Origin of the sequence: Cryobacterium sp. TMS1-20-1, from assembly GCF_004402355.1 — a bacterium.
Taxonomy (GTDB): Bacteria; Actinomycetota; Actinomycetes; order Actinomycetales; family Microbacteriaceae; genus Cryobacterium; species Cryobacterium levicorallinum.
In genome coordinates this window covers 104,266-123,498 of record NZ_SOGF01000052.1, presented here as the reverse complement: position 1 = coordinate 123,498, position 19,233 = coordinate 104,266, and the positions used below count along the sequence as shown (strand labels likewise).

The following is a 19,233-nucleotide window of genomic DNA, read 5'->3' as shown; positions in this document are numbered from 1 at the left end:
CGCAACGCCCGGACACGTTCACGTTTGCGCGGCCTCTGCCCCGCGGCGGGCGAGGATGCGCTCTGCCCGTACGATGACCGGGCGGTCGATCATCTGCCCGTTCACCTGGGCTGCACCCCCGGTGGTGCCCATCACGCTGCGTGCCCAGTCGATCTCGGCCAGCGTGGAGCGGAACGCGGCCGCCACCGGTTCGAGCTGGGCGGGGTGGATGCAGAGCTTGCCGCCGAAGCCGAACTGCCGGGCGAGGGCGGCCGAATCGGTCACTGCCCCGGCGTCACTAATGTGCACGCTCGGCGAGTCAAGCGGCGCATCGAGGCCGGCCGCGCGCGAGGCGACGACGATAGCCGACCGCGCGTAGTCGAGCACGCGGTCGCCAGCACCGGCGTTGATATCGAGGGCGTAGTCGATGGCGCCGAAGGCCAACCGAGTCACGCCCGGCACCCGGGCCAGCTCGGGCGCGTTCTGCACGCCGGCGGCGGACTCAATCAGCGCCACGAGTGCGAGCGGCGGCCCGGCGACCCCGGCAAACGCGGCCGCGACCTCGCGGAGCAGTTCGGAGTCTTCGGCCTTGGGCACGACGAGGCCGAGCAAACCGTGGCCGGGCCGCGCGGCGAGGTCACGGAGAGCTGCGAGCTCCGCGGGCAGGCTCACTGCCCCCTCGGCGTTGACGCGCACGAGGGCGCGAACCGGGTCAGGGCCGGCGGCAAGGTGCTCCAGGATGGCTGCCAGGGCATCCGCTTTGGACTCGGGCGCGACGGCGTCTTCGAGGTCGATAATCACGACGTCGGCCGCTGAACCGGTGGCCTTGCGAAAGCGCTCTGGCCGGTCGCCGGGCACGAACAGGGCGGTGACGGCGCTGGCCGTGGTGATACGGGACATGGTGTCTCCTGGATTGATCGGCACGAGACCGGTGACGCTCAGTACGAGCGGGGCAGGCCGAGCACCTTGGTGGCCACGAAACTCTTGATCAGGTTATTGCTCACCGGAGCGGTCTGGAACATGCGTGTCTCGCGGAACTTGCGCTCCACGTCGTACTCGTCCACGAAGCCGTAGCCGCCGTGGGTGTCGAGGCACGCATTGGCGGCGGCCCAGCTGGCCTCCGAGGAGAGGTGCTTGGCCATGTTGGCCTCGGCGCCGCACGGCGCGCCAGCGTCGAAGAGGCGGGCGGCTTCGTAGCGCATCAGGTCGGCCGCGCGCACCTTCATGTAGGCGTCGGCAATGGGAAACTGTACGCCCTGGTTGCTGCCGATCGGGCGGCCGAAGACCTCGCGGCTGTTCGCGTAGGCGCTGGCCCGGGCACTGAACCAGTAGCCGTCGCCGATCGCCTCGGCCGAAAGCAAAATGCGCTCGGCGTTCCAGCCGTCCAGTACGTAGCGGAAGCCGCGGTCGACCTCGCCGATCACCGCGCTTTTGGGCACCCGCATGCCGCGGTAGTGCACCTGATTCGTGGCGTAGTTGAACATGGTACGCACCGGGATGGCTTCAAGGGTGTGCGGCTGCTCGGCACGAACCTTGCGCAGGTCGACGAGGAACAGGGTGAGACCCACGGTCTTGTCGGCGCCTCGGTCGCTCGTGCGGGCCAGCACCATGGCCAGGTCGGAGTCGTTAATGCGGCTTGTCCAGTTCTTGTGGCCGGTGATCACGAAATCATCGCCATCGGCCTCCGCGCGGGTGAGGATGCGCGTGGTGTCCAGGCCAGCGACATCCTCGGTGACCGAAAACGCCTGCAGTCGCAGCCGGCCGGCCGCGATCTCCGGCAGATAATCGGCTTTCTGGGCCGCTGTGCCGTGGCGTAGCAGCGCGCCCATGATGTACATCTGGGCGTGACAGGCGGCGGAATGACCGCCGGAGCGGTTGATCTCCTCCATAATCACGCTGGCCTGGGTGAGGGAGTAACTGAGGCCGCCGTACTCGGTAGGGATGAGGGCGCTGAGCAGGCGGGCCCGGGTGAGGGTCTCCACGAATTCCTGCGGGTAGCTGCGGTCGCGGTCGCTCTGGCGCCAATACTCGTCGGGGAAGCCGGCGCAGAGGTCCCTGGTGAACTGGCGAATTTCGTCGAGCGACAATCCCGGCGAGGCCTGCCGGGTGGCCGGTGCGGTGTCGAGCAGGTCTGTCATGAGGGCTCCTTGTCGAGTATCGGGCGGACCGGACGTTAATAGAGTACATAATATATTGAAACGGCGCCAGAGGTATTTGTCGTGCTTTGAGGAAGCAAATAGCTTGACTTGTCTGTGTTTCTCGCAGAAACTACCCCTAATAGATAATATATTCTGTACAAGGAGATCGACTCATGGCCGAGCACACCCTGACCCCCGAATCCACCGGACGCGTCGTCGCGGGCTGGACCGGACGCCTTTGGGAAGACTTCGCCGTCGGCGATATCTACTACCACCCGTTGGGTAAGACGGTCACCGAGGGTGACAATCAGATGTTCACGTTGATGACGCAAAACGTGGCCAAGACGCACATCGACAGCAACTTCGCGCTACGCACGGAGTACAAGCTGCCGCTCGTGAACTCCACCTTCATCCTCGCGCTCGTCACCGGGCAGTCCACCATCGACCTGTCGATGAACGTGTTCGCCAACCTCGGCTGGGACGAGGTACGAATGCCCAGCCCGGTCTTCGAGGGCGACACAATCTACTCGCGTTCCAAGGTGCTGGCTACGCGCGCCTCGAAGTCGCGCCCTCCCCTAGGCCTCGTGACCGTGGCGACCGAGGGCTACAACCAGAACAGCGTGATCGTGATGAGCTACCAGCGCACGTTCATGGTCTACCGCGAGGGGCACCTGCCCGATTTGGAGGATACCCGCCCGAACGAGGCGAGTCTGCCGGCGACGCTCGAAAAGAACTAGAGGATGCGCGCGCTGCCGCTGGCCGGGCTCACGGTCGTCTCCCTCGAGCAAGCCGTCGCCGCGCCGTTCGCCACTCGGCAGCTCGCCGACCTCGGCGCTCGAGTGATCAAGGTAGAGCGGGACACCGGAGACTTCGCTCGCGGCTACGACGAGACCGTGCACGGCATGTCGAGCTACTTCGTGTGGCTCAACCGCAGCAAGGAAAGCATCGTGCTCGACCTGAAGAGCGACTCGGGCCTGGCCGTGCTGCGTGAACTAGTTAGCCGCGCCGACGTGCTGGTGCAAAATCTCGCTCCGGGGGCTGTGGAACGGCTCGGTCTCGGACCCGACGAGGCCCTCGCTTTCAACCCGCGGCTAATCCACGCCTCTATCTCGGGCTACGGCCGCGGCGGTAGCTATGAGCAGAAGAAAGCCTACGACCTGCTCGTGCAGTGCGAAGCCGGCCTGCTCAGCGTCACTGGCACACCCGAGGACCCTGCCAAGGTCGGCGTCTCCATCGCGGATATCTGCGCCGGCATGTACACCTTCTCGGGAATCCTCACCTCGCTGCTGCAGCGCGCCACGACCGGGCGCGGCGACGTGCTCGAGGTATCGATGCTCGAGGCGCTCGGCGAGTGGATGCAGCAGCCCTACTTCTTCGCCGAGTACGGCGGTACTCCCCCGCAGCGCAACGGCGCACAGCACGCGTCGATCGCGCCCTACGGCCCGTTCGATACCGCGGACGGCACGGTCTTCTTCGGTATCCAGAACGAGCGCGAATGGGCGGCATTCTGCACTGATGTGCTGAAACGCCCGCTTCTCGGAGCGGACCCAAATTTTCTGGGCAACGCCCTGCGGGTGCAGAACCGGCCAGCGCTGCACGCGGTGATCCTCGATGTGCTGACCACCCTCACCTCCGTGGAGGTGCTCGCTCGACTGGACCGCGCGAACATCGCCAACGCGCAACTACGTAGCATGCACGACTTCTCGGCGCACCCGCAGCTGGCCGAACGCGGCCGATGGCAGAACGTCGACTCACCGGTGGGGCCGGTGCGCAGCCTGATTCCGCCAGTGACGAGCCGTGAGACCGGGTTTCGCATGGACCCGGTGCCGGCGATCGGGCAGCACACCGAGCAGATCCTGGCTGAGCTCGGGCTCGCCCCTTGAACCAAGCATCGTGACCCTGGCTCGGCCCCGGTGATGCCGTAACTTAGGAGTGACCCTGCCCGAGAAAGGACCCGCGATGGCCTCCCGCCGCCCCGCGACCCGCGCGCGCCCCCAGCTGAGCGATGAGGCCTCAGGCTACGTGCGCGGCATGATCATGTCCGGTGAGTTGCCGCCCGGCACGGCCGTGCGCGCCGAGACCATCGGCGCGGCACTCGGCATTTCCACCACGCCGGCACGCGAGGCGCTGCAGGCGCTGCGGGTGGAAGGTTTCCTCGAGCTCGTGCCCCGGCGCGGGTTCCAGGTGGCCGTGCTCACCGGGCAAGACGTTCGGGACCTGTTCACCGTGCAGGCGTTGATCGCGGGCGAGCTCGCCGCACGGGCCGCCGTCGCCGCCACTCCCGAAGATCTCGCCGAACTCGAGGCCCTGCACCACGAGCTGATCGCGGCGTCCGTGCGCGGCAACCTCGAGCTGCTCGAGGAGAAAAACCACGCCTTCCACCGAGAAATCAACCTGATCGCCGGTGCTCCCAAAATCATCTGGGCGCTCGGCCTGATGACGCGATATGTGCCGAGGCGATTCTATTCGAGCATCCTGGGCTGGCCCGAGGCCACCGCCGACGACCACGCCCAGCTGCTGGCAAGCATCCGCTCTCATGACGCGCAGGCCACCCGCGTAGCCATGCAGACGCACGTCGAGCACGCCGGCGAGCTGCTCGCCGCCCACTTCGACGAGCGTACGTCGGAATCGGCCTAGGCTCACGAAACGCTCGGGCCGCCCGACTGAGGCGGGCGGGCCGAGCCATACATTAGAGCGCGAAGGTCGACAGCTGCGGCACGAACGTCACGATGACGAGCGCGATCAGTAGCACGCCGACGCTTGGCAAGCATGCCTTCGCCACTCGAAGAATATTCATTCCCGTGAGCCCACTCGCCACGAACAGGTTGAGTCCGAGCGGTGGAGTCATCATGCCGATCTCCAGGTTAAGCACCATGATGATGCCGAAGTGGATCGGGTCGACGCCGAGCTCCATCGCCACCGGCAGCAGTACCGGGGCGAGGATAAGAATGGCGCTCGAGGTCTCCATGAACATGCCGACCACGAGCAGCAGCACGTTCACCATGATGAGGAACATCACCGGCGTGAGTTCTGACGCCAGCAGTGCCTCACTCACTTGGCCCGGAATGCGTTCGGCTGTGAGCACGAAGGAGAATAGGATTCCCGATGCCACAATGAACATCACCATCGACGATGTCCTTGCCGACGCCATCAGAATCGACGGCAGGTCCTTGAGCTTGATCTCCTTGTACACGAAGATCGACACGACCAGGGCGTAGAACACGGCCATGGCGGCGGCTTCGGTGGGGGTGAAGATGCCGGCGTAGATGCCGCCGAGTACAAAGAGAGGCAGAAACAGGCTGAGTGAGGCATCACGCAGGGCCGTGAAACGTTCGTACTTACTCATGCGGATGGCGTGAAGGCCCATGCCGTATTTTCTGCGTCGCGAGATGACCACGGCGAGGATGAGCAGCCCGATTCCGGCCATGATGCCCGGCCCGATGCCGGCGACGAAGAGGTCGCCGATCGACTGTTCGGTGGAGATTCCGTAGACGATGAGCGGAATCGACGGGGGGATCAGGATTCCGAGCGACCCGGAGGTCGTGACGAGCCCGGTGGAGAAGTCCTTGCCGTAGCCGCTCTTGATCATGGCCGGAATGATGAGCGTGCCCACGGCAACCACGGTCGCCGGGCTCGAGCCGGAAATGGCCGCGAAGAACATGCAGGCGAGCACGGCCGTCATGGCCAGGCCGCCGCGGAACTGGCCGACGAGGGCATTGGAGGCCGCGATCAAACGCTTACTGATTCCGCCGCGGCTCATGAGGTTCGCCGCCACGATGAAGAATGGGATCGCCATCAAGGGGAACGCATTGAGCGCGTTGAAGAGCCGCTCGGGAACCTGGGTGAGCGGGATGGCCGTGAAGAAGTAGAAGTAGATGAATGATGTGAGCCCCATGGCGACCGCGATGGGTGCAGACGTGAGCAACAGGGCAAACAGGATAACCAGGAGGGCCAGCAGTCCTTCGATCACAGTTTCGCCTCCCCTTCTCCCAGGCCGAGCGCTTCTTCTTCGCGCTGGAACTCGCTTTTATCTCCATCAACAGATGCCGGCAGGCCGCGAATGAGCCGCACCAGAATCTCGATCGCGCGCAGCAGCATCAGGGTGAAGCCCAGCGGAACGGCGACTTCGACTACCCACAGCGGCAGCTTGAGCGTGGGGGTGACCGTGGTGGTCGAGAACGGCTCGAACAACAGTAACCAGGCGAAGAAGCCCACGATCGCGAGGTAGGCGATGGTGACCAGAATGCCGAGGATGTCCATCCGGCGTCGGCCGATCCTACCGAGGAACGGTTCAAAGACCTTCACGGCGATGTGTTCGTTGTGGCGCAGGGTGATGACCGCACCGAGGAAGGTGGAATAGATGATGAGGTAGACGATGGTCTCCTCACCCCACCAGAGGTGAATATTCAAGATGGCCCTGAGCAGTACCTGGGCGATGGCAACAAGCGTTGCCACCGCCAGACAGGTGCACACCAGGAAGTTTTCCACCCGGGTTAGAGCGTGGCTGAACCTGAGAATGGGGGCGTCCTTACGATGGAGGGGCAGCACGACGAAACCCGTGCCGGCGGGTGGAAACGAGGCGGGGCTAGTTGCGGTTGGCGAGCAGCTCGGCGACGATGTCCGGGCCGAGTACCTCGGAGTACTCTTCCCATACGCTCGGGATGACCGTGGCCATCAGGGCATCGCGTTCGTCATCGGTCAGCTGGATGATTTCGGTCGATCCCTCGGCAATGATCGCCTGCTTGGCCTCTTCATTCACCTGCGCCGCGATCTCACGGTTATACGTGCTGGACTCGTCGACAGCGTCGAGAACAAGCTGCTGGAGGTCATCGGGCAGCGACTCGAAGAAGTCATTGTTGATAGCCGGAATGTAGCCGATGTAGCCGTGGTTCGATTCGGTGATGAAGTCCTGAACCGTGTGCATGCTCTGCGTTTCCATGTTCGACCAGGTGTTCTCCTGACCGTTGATGACGCCCTGTTCAAGCGCGCTGTAGACCTCGGCGAAGGCGAGGATAGAAGGGATGGCGTCCCAGGTTTCGAACTGACTCACCAGCACATCGGCCGGCTGGATGCGAAAGCTCAGCCCGGCCATGTCCGCTGCGGCCCGGATCGGAACGTTGGCCCCCATCTGTTTGAAGCCATTGTCCCAGAGACCGAGCGGCTTAATCTTCGCCGCGCGCAGGTCCTCGTTCTCGAAGATCGCCTTGCCCACGACGGAGTCACGAGAGGCGATCTCTGCGATGTCCTCGCTGCTCTCAAACAGGAATGGCAGGTCGAGCAGCTGCAGCTGCGGGGCGAGAGTGGTGAACTTGGCACTCGCCGGGGCGATCATCTGGATGCTGTTGGACTGCAAGGCCTGCAGCTCATCCTTGTCGCCGTACAGCGAAGAGTTGGGGTACAGCTCGACCTCGATGCGGCCATCCGAGGATGCCTCGAGGATCTCCTTGAATTTCTCGGCGGCGGCGCCTTTAGGCGTGTTCGTCGTCGTCACATGGGAGAAGCCGATCGTGTAGACCTCGTCCTCGTCTCCGCCCGACGCGGCAGACCCACGGGCGGATGAACAGGACCCGAGAACGAGGACGACTCCGAGCGCGATGGCCGTTGCCCCGATCAGGCGGGATTTACGGGTATGTTGTTGCATTGTTTCTTCCTTATCGTCATTGATGAGGCGATACGTGACGAGCATTGCGTCAGGTTCATCCAGAACGACGCTATCAAAAAAAATATGTTCCGAACCAAAATAATGCATTATTTTTATAACGAATGCATTGCTGCGGCTATCGAGTGGTGTTCACCTGGCAGGCGTTCAACGCTGTTTCGACAGCATCAGGTGAGGTGCCGACCGCACCGACCTGGGCCAGTATCTGCGCTGGTGACGCAAGCGGAGGCATCCGCCGTACCCGCGCTACGCTGACGTGTGCAACTTTCCCTATGGCTGGCCCTCGTGGGCGCCGGCGTGCTGATCAGCTTCACCCCGGGCGCTGGCGCGATCAACACCATGAACAACTCGCTGACCAGTGGGTTTCGCCGCTCGATCTGGGGAATTTTCGGGCAGCAGGCGGCGCTCGTCGTGCACGTGATCGTGGTGGCGCTCGGCGTCGGGGTGCTCGTCACCAGCTCTCCCGTACTCTTCAACGTCATTCGGTATGCCGGGGCCGCCTACCTGGTGTTTCTGGGCATCCGTTTAATTCTGCAGAAACCCGACCCGTCTCGAGACCTGGCCGCACCGCGAGCCAGGGAACTCGCCTGGTCGATGTTTCGCCGCGGCCTGTGGGTGAACCTGCTCAACCCCAAAGCTCTCGTGTTCTTTCTCGCGTTCATGCCGCAATTCATCCAGCCGGAGCAGCCGCTGCTCCCCCAGTATTTGGTGCTGACCGTGACCGTAGTGTTTATCGACGTCCTGGTGATGTGGTTCTTTTTTGCGGTGGCGGCGAGGTCATTTCAGCGGTTCACGAACACGGCCCGCGGGCAGCTGATTCTCAACCGCACGTTCGGCCTGCTGTTCGTGGCTGTCGCCCTGCTGCTGGCGCTGGTGCACTGAGGCGGCTCAGGTGACACGATCGAAAGTCGCCGTAACCCAACCGTGACCGAAGTATGAGAGCGCTCTCTTGACGGGAATCCTGTCCGCGCACTAGTCTCAAACCACTGCTCCTGAGAGCGCTCTCACGCTTTGTCAGAGTCCATTTCAGATCTGGGTAGCCCACACACAAAGGAGTGACCGTGAAGCTTTCTGCGCGCACCATTTTTGCCACCGTCGCTGGCGCAGCATCCATTGCCTTGCTGGCAACCGGATGCTCGGCCGACGCCGGCACCCCCGAGAGCGCCGACGGAAAAGTCGAGCTGACCGTCGCCACGTTTAATGAATTCGGCTATGAAGACCTGTTCGGCGCCTACGAGGCATTGAACCCCAACGTGACCATCGTGCACAAGAAGGCCGCGACCACCAACGAAGCCCGCGACAACCTCACCACCCGGCTCGCCGCCGGCAGTGGCCTGAGCGACATCGAAGCCATCGAAGTGGACTGGCTGCCCGAACTGCTGCAGTACCCCGATCAGTTCGTCGACCTCGCCGCCGCCGAAGTGGACGGCCGCTGGCTCTCCTGGAAGACCGACGCCGCCACGACTGCCGACGGCCAGCTGATCGGCTACGGCACCGACATCGGCCCCGAGGGCGTCTGCTACCGCGCCGACCTGTTGGCCGCCGCCGGCCTGCCCACCGACCGCGCGGCCGTGGCCGACCTGCTCGGCGACAGCTGGGAGAGCTACTACGCCGCCGGCGCGCAGTTCGAAGCGGCCGGAACGAACGTGCCCTGGTTCGACTCCGCCGGGGCTACCTGGCAGGGCGTCGTGAACCAGATCGAAAATCCTTACGAAGACTCCGACGGCACCGTGATCGCCACGGAGAACCCCGAAATTAAGGCGGCCTACGCGAGCGTTCTCGGAGCCAGCACCGACCTGTCCGCGCACCTGGCGCAGTGGAGCAGCGACTGGACGTCCAGCTTCCAGGACAACGGCTTCGCCACCATGCTGTGCCCGGGCTGGATGCTCGGCGTGATCGAGGGCAACGCCGACGGCGTCACCGGCTGGGACATTGCCGATACCTTCCCCGGCGGCGGCGGCAACTGGGGCGGTTCCTACCTCACCGTGCCCACGCAGTCCGCGCACCCGCAGGAAGCCCAGAAGCTCGCCGCCTGGCTCACCGCGCCCGAGCAGCAGCTCTCCGCCTTCGCTTCCAAGGGCACCTTCCCGAGCCAGGTCGAGGCCCTCGACAGCCCTGCCTTGCTGGAGAGCACCGATGCCTTCTTCAACAACGCCCCCACGGGACAGATTCTCGCCAACCGCGCCGCCGCTGTCGAGGTGACGCCGTTCAAGGGCGAGAAGTACTTCGCCATCAACGACGCCATGCAGCAGGCGCTCACCCGCGTCGAAGACGGCCTGATGACGCCCGATGAGAGCTGGGACAAGTGGGTCTCCGACGTGAACGCACTGGGCTGATCGACCTGCGCTGATCGACCTGACAAGGGCTTAGCGGCCGGAAGTCCAACCGCGCCGTCCCGCCCTCCGCCGGGTGCAGCACCGCTGCACCCGGCACCCCTTTTCCATGCACCATCGGCCGCGAGGAACCCGAATGTCCATTGCGATCAGAGCGGATGCCCGCAGCATCCGTCGTATTGCCTTCAGCCACACCCTCAGCCGGTGGGACGTGCGCTTTTCGCCCTACCTCTACATCTCCCCCTTCTTCATCGTGTTCGCGCTGGTGGGCCTGTTTCCCCTCGGCTACACCGCATGGGTCTCCCTGCACGACTGGAACCTGATCGGCGGTCAGGGCGACTTCGTGGGTCTGGAGAACTACGGCACCGTGCTCTCCCAGCCGTACTTCTGGACCTCGCTGCGCAACACGTTCAGCATTTTTCTGCTCTCCGCCATCCCGCAGATGGTGCTCGCACTGGCCATCGCCGCGTTTCTTGACAGCAACCTGCGTGCCAAGACGTTCTGGCGCATGGGCGTGCTGCTGCCCTACGTGGTGGCTCCGGTGGCGGTCGCACTCATCTTCAGCGACCTGTTCGGCGACCGGTACGGACTGATCAACGACGTGATCATCGCCCTCGGGGGCGAGCCCGTGCGCTGGCACGTCGACGTGATTCCCAGCCACATCGCGATCGCGACCATGGTGAACTTTCGCTGGACCGGCTACACGGCCCTGATCTTCCTGGCTGCCATGCAGGCCGTTCCGCGCGACTACTACGAGGCCGCCACCCTCGACGGCGCCGGCCGGCTGCGCACCTTCTGGTCGATCACCGTTCCGCTGCTGCGCCCCGTCATCATCTTCGTGGTGATCACCTCCACCATCGGCGGACTGCAGATCTTCGACGAGCCGCGCATGTTCGACCAGGCCGGCCAGGGCGGCGCCAACCGACAATGGCAGACCCTCACCCTCTACATCTACGAGCTGGGCTGGGGCCAACGCGACTTCGGCCGCGCATCCGCTGTGGCCTGGCTGCTGTTCCTAATCATCGTGCTGATCGCCCTCATCAACTTTCTGGTGAGCCGGCGCATCGCCGCGACCACCGAACGCATCGCCAGGATCGCTCCTGTCACACCTACGAAGGGCACCCGATGAGCCGCAACGTCGGCGGCTATGACCGCCCACCCCGACTGTGGGTCTACGGGGCGCTTCTCGCCGTGCTCGGTGCCTCGTTCTTTCCCATCTGGTGGTCGTTCCTGATCGGCAGCCAGGACGCCTCCGCCCTCAACCAGCCCGGCTGGCTCTGGCTCCCCGGCGGCAACTTCGTGGCCAACGCTTTGCGCGTGATCGACACGATCCCGTTCTGGACGGCCCTGATGAACAGCATCATCGTCTCCTCGGCCGTGGCCGTGAGTGTGGTGATGTTCTCCACCCTCGCCGGGTACGCCTTCGCGAAACTCAAGTTCCGCGGCCGGGAGGGATTGCTCATCTTCGTGATCGCGACGATGGCCATCCCCACCCAGCTGGGCGTCGTGCCGCTGTTCATCGTGATGAGCCGGCTCGGCTGGACCGGCAGCCTGTGGGCCGTGATCGTGCCCGGCATGGTGACCGCCTTCGGGGTGTTCTGGATGACGCAGTACCTGCGCGATGCCCTGCCCGACGAACTCATCGAGGCCGTGCGCATGGACGGCGCCAGCATGCTCGGCAGCTTCTGGCATGTCGGCCTGCCTGCTGCCCGCCCGGCCGCCGCCATGCTCGCCCTGTTCACATTCGTGGGCACCTGGACGAACTTCTTCTGGCCGTTCATCGTGCTCGACCCGGGCAACCCCACCCTGCCGGTGGCCCTGCAACAACTGCAGGCGGCCTTCTTCGTGGACTACTCGCTCGTGCTGGCCGGCGTCGTGTTGTCGATCATTCCGCTGATCCTCGTCTTCATCTTCCTGGGCAAGCAACTCGTCACCGGCATCATGCAGGGCGCCGTCAAAGGCTGATCCGCTACCTCGTTCCCGCCGCATTCCTTTCACGTTTAGGACCCCCATGACCTCTGCACGTCCCTTCCCCCGCGACTTTCTTTTCGGAGCCGCCACCGCCGCTTACCAGATCGAAGGCGCCGCCCACGAGGACGGCCGCACCGACTCGATCTGGGATACCTTCAGCCGAGTACCCGGCGCCGTGATCAACGGCGACAACGGTGATGTCGCCTGCGATCACTACCACCGCTACCGCGACGACGTTGCCCTCATGGGTGAACTCGGCCTGCAGACCTACCGCTTCTCCACTTCTTGGGCGCGCGTGCAACCCGACGGCGGCGCGTTCAACCCGCTCGGCCTCGACTTCTACTCCCGGCTCGTCGACGAGCTCGTCGCGGCGAACATCAAGCCGTGGCTCACGCTCTACCACTGGGACCTGCCGCAGACCCTCGAAGACCAGGGCGGCTGGACTAACCGCGACACCGCCGAACGCTTCCGCGACTACGCCCTCGCCGTGCACGACGCCCTCGGCGACCGCGTAGACATCTGGACCACCCTCAACGAACCGTGGTGCTCCTCGTTCCTCAGCTACACGGCCGGGGCGCACGCTCCCGGCCGCCAGAGCAAAGAGGCCGGCCTCGCCGCCGGCCACCACCTCTTGCTGGGGCACGGGCTCGCCGTTCAGGCGCTGCGGGAGCGCGACCCGAACCTCAATCTGGGCATCACCCTGAACCTCACCGTGGCCAAGCCGGTCGACCCGACCCGCCCCGGGGATGTCGACGCCGCCCGTCGCATCGACGGTCAATTCAACCGGTTCTTCCTCGACCCGATCTTTCGCGGCGAGTACCCGGCCGACGTTCTCCACGACGTGGCCGGGCTGGGACTCGACTCGGTGATTCACGACGGCGACCTGGCTCAGATCAGGCAGCCGATCGACGCCCTGGGCGTGAACTATTACCACGGTGAGCTGGTGAGCGATCGGGCGGCGCAGCATCCGCTACCCGGCGAAGCGCCCACCACGCGGGTCGTTCATTCCCCGTTCCCCGCCGCTGACGGTGTCTTTCACCACCCGCAGGGGCTAAACCTCACCGCGATGAACTGGGAGGTACAGCCGGCCGGGCTCACCGAGCTGCTGCAGCGAGTCGACCGGGAGTACACCGGCGCGTCGACAACCAGCCTGTACGTCACCGAAAACGGCGCGGCGTACGACGACGTGGTCAGCGATGACGGCCGGGTAGCGGATGCCGACCGGGCCGATTTTCTCACCGCCCACCTCGGCGCCGTGCTCGACGCCATCGACTCCGGAGTCGACGTGAAGGGCTACTTCTACTGGTCGTTGCTCGACAACTATGAGTGGGCGTGGGGCTACGCTAAGCGGTTTGGGATCGTGCGCGTGGACTACGGAACCCAGCAGCGCACGGTGAAAGACAGCGGGCACGCCTACGCGGCAATCATTCGGAATCGATCGCTTGTACCTATGCTGACAGAATGACGACCGATCTCGCTTCCGCCTCACGACTGCCCACCCTGGAAATGGTGGCCGCAGCGGCGGGGGTCTCGCGGGCGACCGTGAGCCGGGTGGTCAACGGCTCAACCAAGGTGCGTCCCGACGTGCAGGCGGTGGTGCAATCCGCCATCGATCAGCTGCACTACGTGCCCAATCGGGCAGCTCGATCCCTCGTCAACCGCAAAACGCAGGTCATCGCGCTCGTGGTGCCCGAAAATTTGGCCATGTTTTTCGGGGATCCCTATTTCGCCGCCATCGTTCAGGGCATCACTCGGCGCCTGGACGCGAGCGACTACACGCTGAATCTGCTCGTCGCCGCGAGCGACCCCGGCAACAAGACCATGAGGTATCTGCGCTCGGGCAACGTCGACGGGGCCCTGATCGTGTCGCACCACACCGGCGATGCCTTCCTTGCCGGCATCGTGGGCGCACTGCCGCTGGTCTTCGGCGGACGACCTTCGATCGAGGCCGCCGCCGACGTCTACTTCGTTGACGTGGACAACACGGCAGGGGCCGCCGATGCGACCAGATATCTCGTCGACGCCGGCCACCACCGGATCGGCACCATCACCGGGCCGCTGGACATGCCCGCCGGGCTTGACCGCTTCGCCGGCTTCACGAGCGTGATGGCCGAGGCCGGTCGTGAAGCGGATGCCGTGGAACACGCGGACTTCACGGCCGCCGGGGCCGCCGCGGCCACGAATCGGCTGCTCGATCGCGTCCCCGACATCGACGCCCTGTTCGTGGCGAGCGACCTGATGGCCACGGGAGCGCTCGAGGTGCTGCGCGCTCGGGGACGCGCCGTCCCCGAGGATGTGGCCGTGGTCGGCTTCGACGATAGCCCCTCTGCCGTGTCGGCGAGCGTTCCCCTCACGACCGTTCGCCAGCCATCCGAGGAGGCGGGCTACCTGATGGCCGACGGCCTGTTGCGCCTGCTCAACGGTGATTCCACCGTCACCCGGCGCACCATCCTGCCGACAACCTTCGTGCGACGCGCCTCCGCATAGGAGCCAGCACGTCAACTTGCGCCGCAGTGACGGCTGGCACGACGGCCGCCGAGGCGCAGCACCCGGAGAAGAACCTTCCCATGGCAATCAACCCTTCCGGCGCTGAGCGACGCGCGGCGGAAAACTGCTGGTGCTGTCACGGGCTGCCCGCGCGACCGGCAGACCGGGCACGCGGGCAGTTGTGGGGCGCGCGAGCAACTCAGCGGGTGTAGTGCGACTCCTGCAGCTCGTACACCGGAGTGTCGAGTCCCTCCATGCGGGCTTTGATCTGCAGCGCGAGGTAGTTCGAGTAATGCCGGCTCTGGTGCAGGTTGCCGCCGTGAATCCACAGCTGCGGAACGTTCGTGGGCTTCCACATGTTGCGCAGTTCACCCTCCCAGGGCCCCGGATCCTTCGGGGTGTCGGACCCGTACCCCCAACAGCGACCCACCTGATCGGCAACTTCCGGCGAGACCAGGTCGGCCAGCCATCCGTTCATGGAGCCATATCCGGTGGCGTACACGATCAGGTCCGCGTCAAGCTCGGTACCGTCGGCGAGCACGACGGAGTGGGGAGTGATGCGGTCGAGCTGACCGGATTTCACGGCGACCCGACCGTCAATGAGCAACTGTGAGGCGCCCACGTCAATGTAGTAGCCCGATCCGCGGCGCAGATATTTCAGGAACAGACCCGAGCCATCCGTTCCAAAATCCAGATCGAAGCCGACATCGCTGAGCTTGGAGTAGAAGTCGGCATCACGCTCGGCCATCTGCTGGAAGACCGGAATCTGCGCGGAAGGCAGAATTCGGTATGGCAACGATGCGAAGAGCAGGTCGGCCTTCTCGGTGGTCACCCCGTTCGCCAGCGCCTGCTCGGAATAGAGCCCGCCAAGCGCGAGGTCCATGAGCGAGTCGCTGCGCGAGATGTGCGTCGAGGAGCGCTGCACCATGGTGACGTCGGCACCGTGCTCCCATAAGTCGGCGCAGATGTCGTGGGCCGAGTTGTTCGACCCGATCACGACTGCTTTCTTGCCGGTGTAGTCACCCCCGCCTGGGTGCTTCGAGGAATGGTGTTGCTCACCTTCGAAAGACTCAGCGCCGGCAAAGACCGGAGTATTCGGGTAACCCGAGACGCCAAGCGCAAAAACCAACTGCTTGGGTCGCAGGGTGACCGGAGTGCCGTTTCGCACAACCTGCACGACCCACTCCTGGGCGTCCTCGTCGAACGCCGCCTTCGTGCATTCGGTGCTCGACCAATAGTTGAGCTCCATGATGCTCGTGTAGTGCTCGAGCCAGTCGCCGATCTTGTCTTTCGAGGCGAACACCGGCCAGTCCTCGGGAAACTTCAGGTACGGCAGGTGGTCGTACCATACCGGATCGTGCAGGTGCAGCGACTTGTAGCGGTTGCGCCACGAATCCCCGGCCCTGGCATTTTTCTCGATCACAATCGTGGGAACGCCGAGGCGGCGCATGCGGGCAGCCAGGCCAATGCCGCCCTGCCCACCACCCACGATGACGCAGTAGGGCTGCTCTTCGTAGCCGAGGCGCGCCTCCTGCGCGGTCTTATTCTCGAGCCAGGATGTGCGGCCCTTTGTGATTTTGTGGGAGACGCCCTGGTCGCGGTTTCGGCCTTTCTTCTCTTCAAAGCCCTTGAGCTCCTGCATCGTGGTGAGCAGGGTGTAGCACAGGCCTTCGTTGAGGCGCAGGTGTGCGTAGCCGCGGGCCTGGCCGGTTTCAAAGGTCACCCACGCTTCGACGGCGCCCGCCGCATCGGTCGCCGGTTCGGCGAGCGCCCAGCTGTGCGGGTGCACCTCGTCGAGGGTGGCGGCGAGCATCCGTTCTATGTCGGCCTTGCCCTCGAAAGTTTTCAGATTCCAGGTGAACGACACGAAATCGCGCCAGTAGCAGTCATCGGCGAACAGTGCCAGGGCACCGTCGATATCGCGGTCTTGCAAAGCCGTGTCGAACCGGGCGAGCCAGTTTTCGACCACGGCGGTCGGTGAGTCGGGCATGTCACTCCTTTGTGAGCCAGCGGAAAGCCTGCCCGTTGTCGGACGCGACCTGTATGTTCAAGTACACGGCCGCAGGGGTTACACAGGCGTTACACCCGGTGTTTCTGCTCGGCGTCATGGTCGCATCCAACGGAGGAGAAGGCGCATGCTCGACCGGCCGAACGCTAGCGTTCCCGTTGCTGACCTGCGATTTTCCTCTCCACAAGACTATGAGCGGATGCTGCGGACCGCCCACGACCTCACCCTCGCCGGCGCGCACCCGCTCGCGGTCACCACCCAGGTGTGGGAATCCTGGCAGCGCTCCCTGGCTGCTGGCATCAATCCCGACCAGCACCTTCCCCGGCATTTACACGAGGTGTCCGACGTTGTGGCGCTGCGCCGCGGGCATGTCCTAAAGATTGTGATGCCCGCGCTCAGCGAGCTTCTGGCCGATGAGAGCTCGGATGGACGGCACCTGCTCGTACTCGCCGAAGCGAATGGCGAGGTGCTGTGGCGGGTGGGCAGCCGCACGACGTTGCGACAGGCCGACGGATTGGAGTTCGTGGAGGGCGCCGATTGGTCCGAGGGCGGGGTTGGTACGAACGCGATCAGCGAGGTGGTGCTGAGCGGGCGCGCATCACAGTTGTTCTCAGCCGAACACCTCGTGCGCACGCACCACACCTGGGCATGCACGGCATCGCCCATTCGGGACCCGGATAGTGGCGCGGTGATCGGAATTCTGAACGTATCGGGGCCGCTCAACACAGTCACGGCCGACAGTCTACGCATGGTCAAGTGCGGCGTTCGGCTTGCCGAAGAATTGCTGCGAGCAGCCCGACGAGAACCGGCACGGAAGGCCGGTTCGGCGACTGGCGAACGCTCATTCGCGGATTCGTCTCCCGTGGCGATAGAGCTACTCGGTGAACGCCCCGCGGTGCTTGGCGCCGACGGTCGTCGAACACCGCTGTCACTGCGCCGCGCGGAGATTCTGGCTCTGCTGGAGTCGCGGGATCGGGGTTGGAGCGCCGATGAACTCGCCTACGCCGTGCATGGGGAAACCGGCTCTGCCGCGGCTATCCGCATTGAGATGCACCGTATTCGCCAGGTGCTTGGGAATGCGCTGGAGTCCGCGCCGTATCGCCTCGCGCCCTCTCTGCGCGGCTCGACCGACGTGGCGCGGGTGTTGCGCTTGGTACGCGAAGGGCAGGTGACTGCAGCCCTCGCGGCATACACCGCCCCGTTGCTGGATCGGTCGACCTGTCCGGCAGTCGAACCGCTGCGCGCCGAGCTGACGAGCGCGGTGGGGGCATCCGTTCGCGCCAGTTCGAACGTTGCGCTGCTACGCCGCTGGTGCGCGACCGAGATGGGGTGCGATGACCGCGAGGCTGTGCGACACCTCGGGCGCCTGGCCGGTTTCGACGATGCCGGGTACCTGGCATCGTCGGCCCGCCTCAGCCGCATCGACCAGGAGCTTGGCTGTTAGGGCTTCGAGATAGCACCTGGCTGCGTCGCGCCGCCGAGCGCAGCCTGCGGCATCCGCTTAAGGGGGCGCGGGCGGGGCAGAATAGACGGATGAGCGACGCCGGCGACTTCGTGGATCGCACGCTGCAGTACGAGGCCACCTGGGAACGGGCTGCCGAGGCGCAGGCTCGGTTCGGAAACGAGCTCGAGTTCTACGGCGCCTCAGTCGGTGCCGTGCGCGGCACCATCCGCGATCTGGCCCGCCGGTACAAGAACATGACGCACGACGACGTAACGGCGCTGAGCTCTGAACTTTGGAAGGTTCCGGTCTTCGAGCGCCGCCTCGCCGCGATCGTGCTGCTGCAAGCCAACGTGACCCGGCTCGACAACACCGACCTCACCCGCATCGAGGGGTTTCTACGCGGCGCGGTCCTGCGGGAGCTGGTCGATCCGCTCACCAACGACGTCGTGCTCCCGCTCGTGCAGGGGCTGAGCGGGACGAGTCGTTTGAGAGCGGATGCCGCCCTCGCGCGTTGGGCGCACGACGGCGACCCCTGGCTCCGCCGCGCCGCCGACGGCGTTGCCGCGAGAATCACACCATAGGTGCAAGCCGGGTGCACGGAGTCCCAAGGCATCGAGGGCGATGGAACAGCGCACTTCGGCATCCACCGGCGTCGATTTCATGATTTAGGGGCGAGAATCATAATCTGCCTCGGGCATTCCATGCTTCCCCGAAGTCTTCTCGTGAAGTGCAGCAGGCTAACAACGGATGCCGCGACTTACTGACGGCATCCGGCTGATGAATGCGCTTAGTGCGCGGAGTACCCGCCGTCGACCAGGTGGTAGCTGCCGGTGATGAACGACGCGGCGTCGCTCAGCAGGAACAGAAGAAGCGCGGCAACCTGGGCGCTGGTGCCGAGGCGGCCCGTCGCGTGCTGGGCTTAGAGAGCCGTGATCGCCTCGGCGTTGAGCGAGGAACGCACCAAAGGAGTGTCGATGAAACCAGGGCCGACGGCGTTAGCGCGCACGTTTCGGGCCGAATATTTGAGGGCCGCCACCTTGGTCAGGCCGACGAGCGCGTGCTTGCTGGCCACATAGGCCGCATTGTCTCACGCCGAAGCGTGGTGCGTGCGCGTGAACCACGCGGCGGTGGGAAACTATCTCGCCATCAAGAGAGTCCACGCGTGTTCTATGCGTTTGTATGCATTCGAGCGACTTCTCCGACGCCGCTGTCAC

Annotated in this window: 17 protein-coding genes and 1 pseudogene; 11 read left to right on the top strand and 7 right to left on the bottom strand. The window is 64.7% G+C overall.

Features of this window, described 5'->3' with window-relative positions; genetic code table 11:
• Positions 1–18: 18 nt before the first annotated feature.
• Complete coding sequence (locus E3O45_RS11845; protein ID WP_134443578.1) at positions 19–879, bottom strand: CoA ester lyase; 861 nt, start codon at positions 877–879, stop codon at positions 19–21.
• A 38-nt stretch (positions 880–917) separates the two neighbouring features.
• Positions 918–2,117, bottom strand: coding sequence for an acyl-CoA dehydrogenase family protein (locus tag E3O45_RS11840; RefSeq protein ID WP_134443577.1), 1,200 nt, complete (start codon positions 2,115–2,117; stop codon positions 918–920).
• Between the two features lie 173 nt (positions 2,118–2,290).
• Here E3O45_RS11840 and E3O45_RS11835 point away from each other — a divergent pair, with 173 nt between their 5' ends.
• From E3O45_RS11835 to E3O45_RS11825, 3 genes are all read left to right on the top strand, one after another.
• Positions 2,291–2,854, top strand: a complete 564-nt coding sequence (locus tag E3O45_RS11835) for a MaoC family dehydratase (protein WP_134443576.1) — start codon at positions 2,291–2,293, stop codon at positions 2,852–2,854.
• 3 nt (positions 2,855–2,857) lie between these two features.
• A complete protein-coding gene (locus tag E3O45_RS11830; protein ID WP_134443575.1) occupies positions 2,858–4,000 on the top strand; it encodes a CaiB/BaiF CoA-transferase family protein in 1,143 nt (380 codons plus the stop codon).
• A gap of 76 nt (positions 4,001–4,076) precedes the next feature.
• Positions 4,077–4,754 carry a GntR family transcriptional regulator gene (locus E3O45_RS11825; protein WP_134443574.1) on the top strand — a complete coding sequence of 226 codons (678 nt, stop codon included), beginning with the start codon at positions 4,077–4,079 and terminating at the stop codon, positions 4,752–4,754.
• 52 nt (positions 4,755–4,806) lie between these two features.
• On the opposite strand, the gene E3O45_RS11820 is transcribed toward E3O45_RS11825, so the two are convergent.
• The 3 genes from E3O45_RS11820 to E3O45_RS11810 form a co-directional block, all read right to left on the bottom strand.
• Entirely contained in the window at positions 4,807–6,087 is a 1,281-nt protein-coding gene (locus E3O45_RS11820; RefSeq protein WP_134443573.1) for a TRAP transporter large permease, read from the bottom strand.
• Entirely contained in the window at positions 6,084–6,572 is a 489-nt protein-coding gene (locus E3O45_RS11815; protein WP_166789481.1) for a TRAP transporter small permease, read from the bottom strand. Before E3O45_RS11815 ends, E3O45_RS11820 begins: the two co-directional genes overlap by 4 nt.
• Before the next feature lie 130 nt (positions 6,573–6,702).
• Positions 6,703–7,758, bottom strand: coding sequence for a DctP family TRAP transporter solute-binding subunit (locus tag E3O45_RS11810; RefSeq protein WP_166789480.1), 1,056 nt, complete (start codon positions 7,756–7,758; stop codon positions 6,703–6,705).
• Positions 7,759–8,034: 276 nt separating this feature from the next.
• Between E3O45_RS11810 and E3O45_RS11805 the strand changes: the two genes are divergently transcribed.
• The 6 genes from E3O45_RS11805 (at position 8,035) to E3O45_RS11780 (ending at position 14,567) form a co-directional block, all read left to right on the top strand.
• Positions 8,035–8,658: a LysE family translocator gene (locus E3O45_RS11805; RefSeq protein ID WP_134443570.1), complete on the top strand. Its 624-nt coding sequence runs from the start codon at positions 8,035–8,037 to the stop codon at positions 8,656–8,658.
• A 179-nt stretch (positions 8,659–8,837) separates the two neighbouring features.
• Complete coding sequence (locus E3O45_RS11800; RefSeq protein WP_134443569.1) at positions 8,838–10,112, top strand: ABC transporter substrate-binding protein; 1,275 nt, start codon at positions 8,838–8,840, stop codon at positions 10,110–10,112.
• Positions 10,113–10,245: 133 nt separating this feature from the next.
• On the top strand, positions 10,246–11,238 hold the full coding sequence (locus tag E3O45_RS11795; protein ID WP_134443568.1) for a carbohydrate ABC transporter permease: 993 nt from the start codon (positions 10,246–10,248) through the stop codon (positions 11,236–11,238).
• On the top strand, positions 11,235–12,074 hold the full coding sequence (locus tag E3O45_RS11790) for a carbohydrate ABC transporter permease (protein ID WP_134443567.1): 840 nt from the start codon (positions 11,235–11,237) through the stop codon (positions 12,072–12,074). The genes E3O45_RS11795 and E3O45_RS11790 overlap by 4 nt, the downstream gene beginning before the upstream one ends.
• 46 nt (positions 12,075–12,120) lie before the next feature.
• Positions 12,121–13,545, top strand: coding sequence for a GH1 family beta-glucosidase (locus E3O45_RS11785; protein ID WP_134443566.1), 1,425 nt, complete (start codon positions 12,121–12,123; stop codon positions 13,543–13,545).
• Positions 13,542–14,567: a LacI family DNA-binding transcriptional regulator gene (locus E3O45_RS11780; protein ID WP_134443565.1), complete on the top strand. Its 1,026-nt coding sequence runs from the start codon at positions 13,542–13,544 to the stop codon at positions 14,565–14,567. Before E3O45_RS11785 ends, E3O45_RS11780 begins: the two co-directional genes overlap by 4 nt.
• Positions 14,568–14,766: 199 nt before the next feature.
• Here the strand turns inward: E3O45_RS11780 and E3O45_RS11775 are convergent, their stop codons facing one another.
• Positions 14,767–16,557, bottom strand: a complete 1,791-nt coding sequence (locus tag E3O45_RS11775; RefSeq protein WP_134443564.1) for an NAD(P)/FAD-dependent oxidoreductase — start codon at positions 16,555–16,557, stop codon at positions 14,767–14,769.
• Positions 16,558–16,774: 217 nt separating this feature from the next.
• Between E3O45_RS11775 and E3O45_RS11770 the strand changes: the two genes are divergently transcribed.
• Together E3O45_RS11770 and E3O45_RS11765 are read left to right on the top strand one after the other, a co-directional pair.
• Positions 16,775–18,019, top strand: coding sequence for a transcriptional regulator (locus tag E3O45_RS11770; protein WP_241985335.1), 1,245 nt, complete (start codon positions 16,775–16,777; stop codon positions 18,017–18,019).
• An 89-nt stretch (positions 18,020–18,108) separates the two neighbouring features.
• Complete coding sequence (locus E3O45_RS11765; RefSeq protein ID WP_134443562.1) at positions 18,109–18,600, top strand: DNA alkylation repair protein; 492 nt, start codon at positions 18,109–18,111, stop codon at positions 18,598–18,600.
• A 206-nt stretch (positions 18,601–18,806) separates the two neighbouring features.
• On the opposite strand, the pseudogene E3O45_RS11760 reads toward E3O45_RS11765, so the two are convergent.
• Positions 18,807–19,103: pseudogene (locus E3O45_RS11760) on the bottom strand (SDR family NAD(P)-dependent oxidoreductase); the annotation flags it as partial.
• Positions 19,104–19,233: the final 130 nt, after the last annotated feature.

Excerpts from the sequence above, each read along its gene's own strand:
- E3O45_RS11765 (WP_134443562.1), top strand. The coding sequence starts at position 18,109 with ATGAGCGACGCCGGCGACTTCGTGGATCGCACGCTGCAGTACGAGGCC.
- E3O45_RS11845 (WP_134443578.1), bottom strand. The coding sequence starts at position 879 with ATGTCCCGTATCACCACGGCCAGCGCCGTCACCGCCCTGTTCGTGCCC.
- E3O45_RS11790 (WP_134443567.1), top strand. The coding sequence starts at position 11,235 with ATGAGCCGCAACGTCGGCGGCTATGACCGCCCACCCCGACTGTGGGTC.
- E3O45_RS11785 (WP_134443566.1), top strand. The coding sequence starts at position 12,121 with ATGACCTCTGCACGTCCCTTCCCCCGCGACTTTCTTTTCGGAGCCGCC.
- E3O45_RS11795 (WP_134443568.1), top strand. The coding sequence starts at position 10,246 with ATGTCCATTGCGATCAGAGCGGATGCCCGCAGCATCCGTCGTATTGCC.
- E3O45_RS11780 (WP_134443565.1), top strand. The coding sequence starts at position 13,542 with ATGACGACCGATCTCGCTTCCGCCTCACGACTGCCCACCCTGGAAATG.
- E3O45_RS11825 (WP_134443574.1), top strand. The coding sequence starts at position 4,077 with ATGGCCTCCCGCCGCCCCGCGACCCGCGCGCGCCCCCAGCTGAGCGAT.
- E3O45_RS11835 (WP_134443576.1), top strand. The coding sequence starts at position 2,291 with ATGGCCGAGCACACCCTGACCCCCGAATCCACCGGACGCGTCGTCGCG.
- E3O45_RS11770 (WP_241985335.1), top strand. The coding sequence starts at position 16,775 with ATGCTGCGGACCGCCCACGACCTCACCCTCGCCGGCGCGCACCCGCTC.
- E3O45_RS11840 (WP_134443577.1), bottom strand. The coding sequence starts at position 2,117 with ATGACAGACCTGCTCGACACCGCACCGGCCACCCGGCAGGCCTCGCCG.
- E3O45_RS11830 (WP_134443575.1), top strand. The coding sequence starts at position 2,858 with ATGCGCGCGCTGCCGCTGGCCGGGCTCACGGTCGTCTCCCTCGAGCAA.
- E3O45_RS11810 (WP_166789480.1), bottom strand. The coding sequence starts at position 7,758 with ATGCAACAACATACCCGTAAATCCCGCCTGATCGGGGCAACGGCCATC.
- E3O45_RS11775 (WP_134443564.1), bottom strand. The coding sequence starts at position 16,557 with ATGCCCGACTCACCGACCGCCGTGGTCGAAAACTGGCTCGCCCGGTTC.